This is a genomic window from Dendronalium sp. ChiSLP03b (assembly GCF_034531165.2).
GTDB lineage: Bacteria > Cyanobacteriota > Cyanobacteriia > Cyanobacteriales > Nostocaceae > Dendronalium > Dendronalium minutum.
The window spans coordinates 1-12,914 of the sequence record NZ_JAVRBR020000086.1 but is presented as its reverse complement, the minus strand read 5'-3'; the positions used below and the strand labels follow the sequence as shown (position 1 = coordinate 12,914).

Here is a 12,914-nt window from a genome sequence, read left to right as displayed (position 1 = left end):
GAGGTTTTTTGCGTCAGTTCGGTGAATTTTTGAAAAATTGAGATGCTCTCAGTTCCGCTTAGGTATTTATTCAATCCAAAATCTAAAATCCAAAATCAAATTAGGAAGGGTGATATATGTTTAAGCCGTTCCAGAAAGCCGCAGTATTGGGTGCGGGGGTGATGGGTTCACAAATCGCCGCACATTTAGCCAATGCGGGACTAACAGTTCATTTATTAGATATTGCGGCCCAAGGCGACAATAAAAATGATGTCGTAGAAACAGCTTTTAAAAAAGCTATCAAGCAGTCTCCACCGATTTTATTTACAGAAAAAACAGCCCGGCGCGTCATTTTGGGCAATTTTGACGAGCATTTTCACCGCATTGCTGATGTTGACTGGGTAATAGAAGTTGTAGTCGAAAATCTTGCTATTAAACAAGATTTGATGGCGCGGATAGAAAGTACTATTCGTGATGATGCTGTAGTTTCTACTAATACTAGTGGCTTACCTATCCATGAAATTGCAAAAGGATGTTCTGAGTCTTTTCGCAAGCGGTTTTTAGGGACTCACTTTTTTAACCCTCCGCGCTACCTGAAATTACTAGAGTTAATTCCCACACCAGATACTGACCCGCAAATTCTAGAAACAATGCAGTGGTTTGCCTGGATGCACCTCGGTAAAAGCGTAGTCGTAGCCAAGGATACACCCAACTTTATTGCTAACCGCATAGGTATGTATGCAACCATGCAGGGACTGCGGGGTGTGACTGAGCAAGGTTACACAATTGAAGAAATTGATACATTAACGGGGGTAATTGCTGGACGGCCAAAATCAGCTACATTTCGCACGGCTGATTTGGTGGGGCTAGATACTTTGATGTATGTCGCACACAACCTTTACCCAGCCATTCCCGACGATGAAAGCCGAGAAGTCTTTCGAGTCCCACAGTTAATGAAGAAACTAGTAGAAACTGGGACATTGGGAGCAAAAACAGGTCAAGGCTTTTACAAAAAGCAAGGTAAAGAAATACTCTCAATTAATCCTACGACACTGGCTTATGAAGCAGCTAAACCGCTTGATTTAGGGGATATTGAGGCAATTGGGAAGATTAGCGATTTAGGCGATCGCCTCCAAAAACTCTACCATGACCTTGGTCGTGCAGGTGCATTCTTCCGCAAATCAACCTTAGAAATTTTGGGTTATAGCGCCCGTCGCATTCCGGAAATTGCCGACAAACCCGCAGATATTGACCGGGCAATACGTTGGGGTTTCGGCTGGGAACTCGGCCCCTTTGAAATTTGGGATGTCCTTGGCTTTGAGACTGTGTTAGCAGACATGAAAGCTGCTGATATATCTGTGCCAGAGTGGGTAGAGAAGATGCACAATTCTGGCGTGCAAAGTTTCTATTGCAAAGACAGACTATCTTGGGCTGAACAAAAGGTAGTTGATGCCTGTGCAGTATGCATCAGCGAACATCCGAAAGCCGCAACAGATGAAATTCATCTGGCAAGTATTAAAGAAGATGCCAAAAACATCTTATGGCAGAACTCGGACGCAGCATTGCTGAATTTAGGGGATGGAGTGGTTTTGTACGAGTTTCGTTCCAAAGGCAATACCTTGACTTTAAAAGTCGTAGAAGGTTTAGCAGAGGTATTAGACCTGATTGAAGCAAGCGATTATCGAGGATTAGTCATTGGTAACGACAGTGCAAACTTCTCTGGTGGGGCGAATTTGGCAGAAATGGCCATGTTAGCCCAAACAGAAAACGGTAAAGGTATTGCCGATCTAATCGTCAAATTTCAAACTTTACTGCAACGAATTAAATATTTCCCGAAACCAATCATCGCGGCAATTGTTGGGCGGGTTTTAGGCGGAGGGTGTGAATTAGTCTTAGCTTGTCCTTATGTAGTAGCAGCAGCAGAGACTTACATCGGACTGGTAGAACTCAGCGTTGGTTTAATTCCTGGGGCTGGCGGCATTATGCGGATGGTGACATGGGCAGCTGACAAAGCCGCCAGCGAATCACCGCAAGATATCCAACCTTTCGTGCGGAAAGTGTTTGAAACTGTTGGTATGGCGAAGGTTTCTAGTAGCGCCCACGAAGGGCAGGAATTGGGATTCCTCTCAGCGACAACCAAGATTGTGATGAATGCTGACCGACTTTTGACTGTGGCGAAAGAGGAAGTGCTATGTCTAGACCGCATAGGTTACGCGCCACCGCCAGAACGTAACGCCGTGATGGTGTTAGGTCGTCCAGCGCGGTCAATGTTGGAATACGCCGCTTATGTCATGCAGCAAGGAGGTTACATTTCGGAGTATGACAGTTATTTAGCTAGCCGCTTGGCGTATGTGATGACTGGCGGGGAATTAACTGCGCCTGCTTTGGTTGATGAGAACTATTTAGCGAAATTGGAAAGAGAGGCGTTTTTACCACTGTTACAGCAACCGAAAACTCAGGAAAGGATTGCTTATATGTTGAAGACGAAAAAGCCCCTGCGAAATTAAGGGAAGGCAGAGGGCAGGAGGCAGAAGGGTTTCAAATTCCGAAGTCAGAAATGATTAGAAATCAATTTTGTGACATCTAATTTCTTTCTTCAACTATTTACCTTCTTCGTTAATTATTCCCTTCTATCCCCACAATTTACCATCTACCTTCATTCTTTCCTTACCATCTGCCCTCTGCCTTATTTATCAACACATTTAAAAATCGGTGAAAACATATGAAAGAAGCCTATATAGTTAGTAGTGTCCGCACACCTGTAGGAAAAGCGCCACGGGGTACGCTACATAATATGCGTCCTGATGATATGGGTGCAGTTGTTGTTAAAGCAGCAATTGAAAAAGTTAAAGACTTAGAACCTGTTTACATTGATGATGTGATTATGGGTTGTGCTTTTCCGGAAGCGGAACAGGGGTTTAATATCGGGCGGTTAATTGCCCAGCGTGCGGGTTTACCTGATTCTGTGGCAGGTATGACTGTGAACCGCTTCTGTGCTTCTGGGCTGCAAACAATCGCAATGGCAACTCAAGCAATTATGGCTGGACACGCGGAAGTAATTGTTGCAGGTGGTGCGGAATCTATGAGTTTGATTCCCATGGGAGGACATTATTTGGCTCCCAATCCAAACATGATGGATGAAATGCCCAAGGTTTACTGCACGATGGGCATTACAGCCGAAAACGTCATGCAGCATTACGAAATCTCCCGCCAAGAACAGGATGCTTTTGCGCTGCGTTCCCATGAAAAAGCTTTAGTTGCTATTAGGCAAGGTCGGTTTGCAGAGGAAATTGTACCAATCCAAGTCCGCGAAATACTCTATGTTGATGGCACTCCGCGACCGATAGAAAAAGTGTTTGCAGTAGATGAAGGGCCGCGTCCTGACACTAGTATGGAAGCTTTGATGAAATTGCAACCAGTATTTCGTATGGGTGGTGGTGTAACTGCGGGTAACTCATCGCAAATGTCAGACGGTGCAGCCGCAACGGTAGTGATGAGCGATCGCATGATTCGGATGCTCGATGTCAGTCCTATGGGTAAGATGTTAGGCTATGCGGTGGCGGGTGTCGCCCCAGAAGTGATGGGTATTGGCCCGGTGGAAGCGATACCTAAAGTCTTGAAACAGGTGGGTTTGACCTTAAACGACATTGGCTTAATTGAACTCAACGAAGCCTTCGCAGCCCAAAGCTTGGCTGTAATTCGCAAACTCGGTCTTAATGAAGAAATTATCAACGTTAACGGTGGTGCGATCGCCCTCGGCCATCCCCTTGGTTGTACTGGTGCGAAACTCACAGCTACCCTGTTCCACGAAATGAAACGGCGTAGTGTTCGTTATGGTTTGGTAACGATGTGCGTTGGCGGTGGCATGGGTGCAGCGGCGGTGTTTGAGAATTTAATAATTTAATTTTCTTTTTTAAACGCAGAGGAACGCAAAGGATAACGCAAAGTTACGCAGAGTGTTTCTGAGGAAATTCCTCTTTGCGCCTTTGGGCCTCTGCATGAAATTTTTCTAATTTGGGGTAAAACTAATGAACTTTCTTCAACCAACCATAGTTATTCCCACACTCATTTTCCTACTACTATTACTCGGTTACATTGGCGTTCCGTTGTGGGTTTGGTCGCTTTATTTCGCAGCATTGCTAGTATATTTTCACGCCCCTATTTGGATTTGGACTATTTTTGGTGCGATCGCCCTCACATTAAACATCCCAATTCTGCGGCAAACTATCATTACATCACCCTTAATTAAAGCTATTGAAGCTTTTAATTTATTACCAAAAATATCTGATACCGAACGAGCAGCAATTGAAGCTGGAAATGTTTGGGTAGATGGAGAATTTTTCTCTGGTAAACCAAACTTTCAAAGAATCAATCAAGAACCATATCCTCTAGTTACACCAGAACTACAAACATTTCTCGATGGCCCAGTCGAACAAGTTTGTCGCATGGTGACTGATTGGGAAATTTACCGCCGCAAGGATTTACCGCCGGAAGTTTGGGACTATCTCAAACAAGAACGCTTTTTGGGAATGATGATACCCGAAGAATATGGCGGTTTGGGATTTTCTAACTTTGCCTACAGCAACGTGATGACAAAGTTAGCATCCCGTTCTTTTACCCATGTTGCTACTGTTGGGGTGACGAACTCATTAGGCCCGGCAAAATTACTACTACGCTACGGTACACAAGAACAGAAAAATTATTACCTACCTCGCCTCGCACGTGGTGAAGAAATTCCTTGTTTTGCGCTGACGGAACCCACTGCGGGGTCAGATGCAGCCAGCATCAAGTCAGAAGGAACAGTGTTTAGAGGTGAAGATGGCAAACTTTATCTACGTCTGAATTGGAAGAAACGATATATTACCTTAGCTGCGATCGCAACTCTCTTAGGATTGGCGTTCAAATTACGCGACCCAGAAAATTACTTAGGTAAAGGTAAAGAAGTTGGCATTACTTGCGTTTTAATTCCTACCGATACACCTGGTGTCATCATGGGTAGACGGCACGATCCGATGGGTGTGCCTTTCTACAATTCCCCTACGGAAGGACATAACGTCGTCATTTCCATTGACCAAATTATCGGTGGTGTAGAACAGGCGGGTAATGGTTGGAAGATGCTGATGCAGAGTCTAGCCGCAGGTCGAGGAATTAGCTTCCCTGCTAGCTGTACGGGAGTTGCGAAGTTAGTAGCCAGAGTTACAGGCGCTCATGCAGTAGTGCGGCAGCAGTTTGGTTTGTCGATTGGTCGTTTTGAAGGTGTAGAAGAACCTTTGGCAAGAATTGGTGGTCTGACTTACTTAATGGAAGCGGCTCGAACTTATACTTGCGGTGCAGTAGATAAAGGAGAACAACCAGCGGTAATTTCGGCGATCGCCAAATACAGTTTGACAGAACTTTCCCGCAAAATTATCAACGACGGCATGGACATTATGGGCGGCGCGGGAATATGTCGCGGCCCCAGAAATTTATTGGCAAATATTTATACAGCAACCCCGATTTCGATTACCGTCGAAGGCGCAAATATTCTCACTCGCACCTTGATGATTTTTGGACAAGGAGCAATTCGCTGTCATCCTTATGTATATGAAGAAATTACAGCGTTGCATCAATCAGATGTCAAAGCTTTCGATCGCGCTTTTTGGCATCACATTGGGTTGACTGTACGTAATGCTTTCCGAGCCTTGCTTCTCAATATTACCCGTGGGTATTTGGCGCACTCTCCCATTTCAGGGGCGACAGCCAAATACTACCGCAAACTAGAGTGGGCATCTGCTACTTTTGCCTTACTAACTGACATTGCCATGTTTTCCTTTGGTGGCACGTTGAAGCGACGGGAGAAACTGACAGGCAGGTTTGCAGATATCCTCACTTGGATGTACTTAGCAACTGCAACTTTACGACGCTTTGAAGCTGAAGGCCGAAAATCGGAAGACTTACCTTTTGTTCATTGGACAATGCAATATACTTTTGCTCAGATGCAGGAAGCTTTTGAAGGCATTTTCCACAATTTTTCTGTACCAGTTCTAGGTACATTGTTTGCCGGGCCTGTAAGCTGGTGGTGGCGACTAAATCCAATAGGTTCCCTACCCAATGACAAACTTGGCAGTAAAGTTGCCCATCAATTGCAAACTCCAGGACAAACACGCGATCGCCTCACCGCAGGTATTCATATTCCTAGCACGAACGATCAAGCATTGGGACGCTTGGAAAAAGCTTTCAGATTGCTATCCCAAGCCGAACCAATAATCAAAACTATCAAAAACGCTAGCCATGCAGGGAAACTACCACAGCAAAAACCTGACGAACTGATTTTAGCAGCTCTGAAAGCTGGCGTAATTAATAACAAAGATGTTGAGTTAATCTGTGAAGCAGAGTTCGCTCGCAACGATGCTATTCAAGTAGATTCATTCACTTTAGAAGAATATCTACAAAGCAGTCAAAGCTTAGCGGACAAGGAAAGGCAGGAGGACGACAGTCGCCACAAGTCGGCAAAGCCGCCCAAGGCGCTGTCTCCAGAGGGCAGGTGGCAAAAGGTAAAAAACTAAGTTTCAAGAGCGAATTTCCTCAAAAACACTTTGCGTTACTCTGCGCTTACCTTCGCGTTACTCTGCGTTTAAATCCTCTTACCTCCTCCCTGGTGTTGTGAAGAATTAAGACAGCTATAGATATAAAGACTTACTCCTGATGATATGTTTAAACCCAAACTCTAAATAAGACCAATTCTCCAAAAGAAGGCTACAGATTCAAGCATGTGGAAACTCAGACTGAATCTGGCTTTCTTAATTGCGAATTGGTATTAGTGTCTCTCTTTACCTAAGTAACTCAGCTACATAAAAAGGAGAACACGGATGAAGGTTGGTATACCAAAGGAAGTCTACCCTGGCGAACGTCGTGTAGCAGCTACGCCGGACACAGCCAAACGTCTAATTAAGCTTGGTTTCGATGTGCTTGTTGAGTCCGGTGCAGGCGCAAGTGCAAACTTTGCGGATGAAGCATATATGCAGGCTGAATGTACGATTGTGTCCGATGCTTCTACTCTTTGGACAGAGGCAGATATCGTACTCAAGGTGCGTCCCCCAGAAATGCACCCGGAAATTGGCAAACATGAAACCCAACTGCTGCGCGAAGGAGGTACGCAAATCGGCTTCATCTGGCCGTCCCAAAACCCGGATTTACTTGAAAAATTGGTAGCACGCAAAGCCACAGTGTTAGCCATGGATGCAGTGCCACGCATCACTAGGGCACAAAAGATGGATGCCCTGAGTTCAATGGCAAATCTGGCTGGCTACCGGGCTGTAATTGAGGCTGCTAATCACTTTGGACGCTTCTTTAACGGGCAGATTACAGCAGCGGGAAAGGTGCCGCCCGCGAAAGTGCTGGTGATTGGTGCTGGTGTAGCTGGACTGGCAGCTATTGGTACGGCTAGAAGTCTAGGTGCAATTGTCCGCGGTTTTGATACGCGCCTTGTGGTTAAGGAACAGGTAGAGAGCCTAGGCGCAGAGTTTCTCGAACTCAATTTTGCTGAGGACGGCACAGGTGAGGGCGGCTACGCCAAGGTAATGAGTGACGAATTTATCAAGGCTGAAATGGAACTGTTCGCCGCTCAAGCTCAAGAAGTTGACATCATCATTACGACAGCGCTCATCCCAGGCAAGAAAGCGCCTGTGCTAGTCACACAGGAAATGGTTGAGAGTATGAATGAGGGATCGGTCATTGTCGATATGGCCGCAGAACAGGGCGGTAATTGCGCCTGTACTCACCCTGGTGAAGTCTACTCTTACAAGGGAGTGACAATTGTCGGTCTGACTGACTTGCCCAGCCGTATGGCCCAACAAGCAAGCCAACTTTATGGCATCAATCTTTACCATATCCTCGAAGAAATGGGTGGCGCTAAAGACTATAAAGTCGATCGCGAAAACGAGGTGATTCGGGGTGCTTTGGTAGTTCATGACGGAGAAATTACCTGGCCGCCACCAAAGAAGGCAAGGGAACAGGAGAAGCAGGGGGAGCAGGGGAAGCAGGGGGAGCAGGAGAAGCAGCGGGAGCAGGGGAGCAGAGGAGCAGGGGAAGACATAGAGAATATCCCCGCGTCCCCACGTCCCCGCGTCTCTGCGTCCTCTTATCTTCCTTGGCTCTTGATTGGTTTAGCTCTCGTCGGTATTGGTATTAGTGCGCCTGCTTCGTTCTTATCTCATTTGATTGTGTTTGTCCTAGCTTGCTTTGTGGGTTGGCAAGCAATTTGGAACGTCAAGCCTGCTCTGCACACACCGCTGATGAGTGTTACTAATGCCATTAGCGGCATCATTATTATTGGCGGTATGCTCCAAATTTATGGGGTATCAAGTTTATCAACCATCCTGGGAGCGATCGCTATCCTCGTCGGGACAATCAATATTTCCGGTGGCTTCCTAGTCACTCAACGGATGCTCAGGATGTTCCAAAAGTAGAAGAATTATGTCGAACAACCTACTGACAGTCGCATATATAGTGGCTAGTGCCTTATTCATTCTCAGCCTAGGGGGACTTTCCAATCAGGAAACTGCTCGCAAAGGCAACGTTTACGGGATAGTTGGGATGCTGATTGCTCTAGTTGCTACTGCACTCACCCTAGACGTAACTACATACGGCATCCTAGCGTCAGTTGTCATTCCAGGAGGCGTTATTGGGGCAATAGTGGCTTCTCGAGTGGCGATGACTTCGATGCCAGAACTAGTTGCGATTCTGCATAGCTTTGTGGGGATTGCGGCAGTTCTAGTGGGCATTGCCAATTATCTGCAAGAGTCGCGATCGCTAACTCCAGTTGAATTTACAATTCACCAAATTGAAATTTTTGTGGGCGTGTTTATTGGTGCTGTCACCTTCACAGGTTCGATAATTGCCTTTGGCAAACTGCGGGGCTTCATCAGCAGCAAACCTCTACTGTTGCAGGGTCGTCACTTGCTCAACCTGGGGATGATTGCGGCTTCATTATGGTTGGGTATCGAGTTCTTGACAACAGCACATCTGACTGGACTGCAATCGCTGTTGGCGATGTTTGCGATCGCCTCAGTCTTGGGCATTCATCTAGTAATGGCCATCGGTGGTGCTGATATGCCAGTTGTCATCTCAATGCTCAATAGCTATTCTGGATGGGCAGCTGCCGCCGCTGGCTTTATGTTATCAAACGACCTACTAATAATCACGGGTGCGCTGGTGGGCAGTAGTGGTGCCATCCTCAGCTATATCATGTGCAAAGCCATGAACCGTTCCTTCATCAGCGTCATTCTCGGCGGTTTTGGTGCAGAGGCGGTTGCAGCAAGTCCTAGTGGCGAACAGCTTGCAGGCAATGTCACTAAAGCAACGATTGAGGATACCATCGAACTCCTGCAAACAGCTAAGAGTGCGATTATCGTCCCTGGCTATGGTATGGCGGTAGCTCATGCCCAGCACGCTGTATCGGAACTCACCAAGCTGCTGCGCGATCGCGGCGTTGAAGTTCGCTTTGGCATCCATCCCGTAGCTGGTCGAATGCCCGGACACATGAACGTCTTGTTAGCTGAGGCTAGAGTGCCCTACGACATCGTCCTAGAAATGGATGAGATTAACGAAGACTTTCCCAAAACTAATGTAGTCCTGGTAATTGGTGCAAATGATACTGTTAACCCCAGTGCCTTGGAAAACCCTCAAAGTCTCATTGCTGGTATGCCAGTATTAGAGGTCTGGAAGGCTGACAGTGTCATTGTCATGAAGCGTAGTATGGCCAGTGGCTATGCTGGAGTTGAGAATCCTCTGTTTTATAAAGATAACGCCCGCATGTTATTTGGCGATGCCAAGAAAAATCTGGATGCGATCGTCGCCAAACTTGCACATTTAAGTGAGGTAAGTGCAATTCGTTAGAGGTAAGGAAAAGGGACTTCCAACTAAAAAAATATCCCATCGCTTTGGTGAGCAGGGGGAGCAGGGGAGCAGGGGAGGAAGAATCTCACAATCGTCTTCGCTCTTACAATTGAATAATTTAATTTCTGGAAGTCCCTAAGAAAGAAATTCCTCCTATATCTATATTCAAAAGGTAAATTCTCGGATGACTACAAGCGATCGCAGTTGCACGTGGAAATCCTACTTGACGAGTTGGTTAGTCATGGGTGGGGCGATCGCTTGTTGTAACTCTGCATTAGCCCAGATTGTACCCGATGGTACTTTGGGAGTTGAAAATTCTGTAGTTATACCTCAAACTCCTGATTCCTCCGTGGATGCGATCTCAGGTGGGGCAACGCGAGGCACAAATTTGTTCCACAGCTTTGAGCAATTTTCCGTTCAAACTGGACGTACAGCTTTTTTTAACAATGCTGCGGATATTCAGAACATAATTAGTCGAGTAACAGGTTCGTCTATCTCTAACATTGATGGATTGATTCAAGCCAACGGTACAGCTAATCTGTTTTTCATCAATCCCAATGGAATTATTTTTGGGCAAAATGCTCGTTTAGATATTGGTGGTTCGTTTGTCGCTAGTACAGCAAGTAGCTTGAAATTTGCAGATGGCTTGGAATTTAGTGCTATTGCTCCACAAACTACGCCTCTATTAAGTGTAAATGTTCCTATTGGATTGCAATATGGAGCAAAAATTGGAGATATTCGCGTACAGGGAATTGGTGGTTCTCGTGCTAGTCAACAGAGGCTTGGGTTAATAGTACCATCAAATAAAACCTTGGCTTTAGTAGGCAAAAATTTAACCCTAGAGGGTGCTTTTCTGAATGCACCAGGCGGGCGAGTTGAACTAGGTAGCGTTACAGGAGTTGGTCAAGTTAATCTCAGCACAACTGACCAAGGCTGGACTTTAGACTATCAAAACGCTAGTAAATTTGGAAATATTCAGTTGTCTAGAAGTTTTGTAGACATTGCCCTTGAGGAAGACAGTAGCATTTCCAATCAACAAGAAAGTGGTGCGATTTTTGTCCGAGCCTCGCAGTTAGACTTGGAAAGATCCTCTATTATCAGAGCCAATACCTTCACTTCAGCAGCAGGTGGAAATGTCAACATTGATGTCCAACGATTGATTGTACGGGGTGGATCGCAAGTAATAACTACTGCCTTTGGCATAGGTTCGGGAGGAAACTTAACTATAAAAGCCTCAGAATCAGTGGAATTGACTGGAGAATTGATTGGTACTGGCTTTATATCTGCTAGCGGCTTATATTCTGCAACTGATGGAGAAGGACAAGCAGGTTCTGTGACAGTTACTACTCCTGTATTGCTTATCCAAGCAGGAGGACAAGTAAATGCTAGTACGCGTAATAGTGGCAAGGGTGGAAATGTAAGTGTCACTGCTAACAAAATATATCTAATTGGTCGCACGGCTAACGATCTTAGTGCTAGCGGCTTGGCTAGCCTGACTCAAGGCGTAGGAGATGCAGGTTCAGTAATAATTAACACTCAAGAATTGCTGATTCAAGATGGAGCAGCAGTAAGTGCTGCCACATTTAGTGCTGGCAAGGGAGGAAATTTAACTGTCACTGCTGACTCTGTACAACTAATTGGTCGTTCCGTTGGTGGTCGTCCCAGTAACTTGTCTGTTCAAGCTAGAAGCGCAGGGGATGCGGGAAGCATAACGATTAACGCCCAACAATTTTTAGTTAGGGATGGGGCGGGAGTATTTGTGGAAAGTCGTAGAACAGGGAATGCAGGTAATTTAACTATCGATGCTCGTTCTATTGGTTTAGATAATGGCACTTTGACGGCTGATACTCGTAGTGCGAACACTAACCCCGATCGCCCTCAAGCAACAATAACTCTACGTGCGAAAAACTTAATATCGCTGCGTCGTAACAGTAACATTACTACTAACGCTACTGGCAGCAATGTTATCGGCGGTAATATAAACATTGACACTAACGTTTTAGTAGCTAGAGAAAATAGTGATATTAGTGCTAACTCTACTGACTTCCGTGGAGGTCGGGTGATAATAGAAGCCTCTGGTATTTTTGGCACACAGTTTCGGAATGTACTTACTCCAGAAAGCGACATTACTGCTACAGGAGCAAGTCCTGACTTAAGTGGCACTGTAGAACTTAATACACTCAATGCTGACCCTAGTAGAGGATTAGTAGAACTGCCGCTCGATTTAGTTGATGCTTCCCAGCAAATTGCTCAGGGCTGTACTCCCAGCGAGCAAACTGGCAGTTTTGTTGCCACAGGACGCGGCGGGTTGCCAGACAGTCCCAGCAACATACTTACCGATGATGTCATTGAGGTAAATTTGGTTACTCTTGACCCGAAAGCAAGTCGCTCTAGCCGTACCGTTTCCGCGCTCGCACCTGCTCCCGCACCAACTCCTATAGTAGAAGCTCAGGGTTGGGTAATAGGTAAGAATGGTGAAGTAATGCTCACAGCCTCTACACCTATTGTCACCCCCAATTATCCTGGTTTGACCCCAGAATCATGCAATGTGGGGCAACAGGGGAGATGAGGGGGTCGCTTAAGTCAAGATGGCGCGATCGCATTTGAGGTAAACTGCAAAGGCGATCGCTCGATTTTTAAAGATTAGGTGCGTTATGCTGTCGCTACAAATTCTTTTGCCTTGACGTTTTCAGCTTCTCTCGTCCTTGTAAGAGCTACAGCCTTGACGTTTCCGTATTTCGCGCAGCCTGTAAGAGCTTCCGCTTTGACATTATCAAAAATTGACTCCAATTTTCACCCCCCTTAATCCCTTTTAGCTAAGGGAGGAAATAACAAATCCAGTTCCCTCCTCTTTGCAAGACTACCATGTACACACAAGTCGGAAAAACTTACCTGCCTTCATTTTCGTTTGGTAGTTTGGTAGTGGCATGGCAAGGCTAAAATAGTGCAATAAAGTTGGTACAAAATGGGGTAAGCTAATGGGGAAAGGTCGTAGAGATAAAGTGTTACTGAATACCGAACAGAGGCAAAAACTAGAATCTCTGAGTCGCAATGGATAT

Annotated in this window: 7 protein-coding genes; 6 read left to right on the top strand and 1 reads right to left on the bottom strand. The window is 45.8% G+C overall.

What is annotated here, in order from left to right; translation table 11 throughout:
• Window positions 1-116 precede the first annotated feature (116 nt).
• The 6 genes from RMY31_RS20620 to RMY31_RS20595 all read left to right on the top strand — a co-directional run bounded on the left by RMY31_RS20620 (window position 117) and on the right by RMY31_RS20595 (window position 12,424).
• On the top strand, window positions 117-2,486 hold the full coding sequence (locus RMY31_RS20620) for a 3-hydroxyacyl-CoA dehydrogenase/enoyl-CoA hydratase family protein (RefSeq protein ID WP_322664909.1): 2,370 nt from the start codon (window positions 117-119) through the stop codon (window positions 2,484-2,486).
• Between the two features lie 215 nt (window positions 2,487-2,701).
• Window positions 2,702-3,883 (top strand): acetyl-CoA C-acyltransferase, encoded by a 1,182-nt coding sequence (locus RMY31_RS20615; RefSeq protein ID WP_322664911.1) that lies wholly within the window; start codon window positions 2,702-2,704, stop codon window positions 3,881-3,883.
• Between the two features lie 124 nt (window positions 3,884-4,007).
• The gene (locus RMY31_RS20610) at window positions 4,008-6,524 is read left to right on the top strand and encodes an acyl-CoA dehydrogenase (protein WP_322664913.1); all 2,517 of its coding nucleotides are present in this window, start codon (window positions 4,008-4,010) and stop codon (window positions 6,522-6,524) included.
• A 303-nt stretch (window positions 6,525-6,827) separates the two neighbouring features.
• Window positions 6,828-8,426, top strand: a complete 1,599-nt coding sequence (gene pntA, locus RMY31_RS20605) for a Re/Si-specific NAD(P)(+) transhydrogenase subunit alpha (RefSeq protein ID WP_322664915.1) — start codon at window positions 6,828-6,830, stop codon at window positions 8,424-8,426.
• Window positions 8,427-8,433: 7 nt separating this feature from the next.
• Complete coding sequence (gene pntB / locus RMY31_RS20600) at window positions 8,434-9,855, top strand: Re/Si-specific NAD(P)(+) transhydrogenase subunit beta (protein WP_322664917.1); 1,422 nt, start codon at window positions 8,434-8,436, stop codon at window positions 9,853-9,855.
• Between the two features lie 184 nt (window positions 9,856-10,039).
• Window positions 10,040-12,424: a filamentous hemagglutinin N-terminal domain-containing protein gene (locus tag RMY31_RS20595; RefSeq protein WP_322664919.1), complete on the top strand. Its 2,385-nt coding sequence runs from the start codon at window positions 10,040-10,042 to the stop codon at window positions 12,422-12,424.
• Window positions 12,425-12,715: 291 nt separating this feature from the next.
• On the opposite strand, the gene RMY31_RS20590 is transcribed toward RMY31_RS20595, so the two are convergent.
• Window positions 12,716-12,914: hypothetical protein (locus RMY31_RS20590; protein ID WP_409878142.1), on the bottom strand; the 199-nt coding region annotated here is incomplete at its 5' end.

Coding starts and splice junctions, on each gene's coding strand:
- RMY31_RS20620 (WP_322664909.1), top strand. CDS start 117: ATGTTTAAGCCGTTCCAGAAAGCCGCAGTATTGGGTGCGGGGGTGATG.
- RMY31_RS20615 (WP_322664911.1), top strand. CDS start 2,702: ATGAAAGAAGCCTATATAGTTAGTAGTGTCCGCACACCTGTAGGAAAA.
- RMY31_RS20610 (WP_322664913.1), top strand. CDS start 4,008: ATGAACTTTCTTCAACCAACCATAGTTATTCCCACACTCATTTTCCTA.
- pntA (WP_322664915.1), top strand. CDS start 6,828: ATGAAGGTTGGTATACCAAAGGAAGTCTACCCTGGCGAACGTCGTGTA.
- pntB (WP_322664917.1), top strand. CDS start 8,434: ATGTCGAACAACCTACTGACAGTCGCATATATAGTGGCTAGTGCCTTA.
- RMY31_RS20595 (WP_322664919.1), top strand. CDS start 10,040: ATGACTACAAGCGATCGCAGTTGCACGTGGAAATCCTACTTGACGAGT.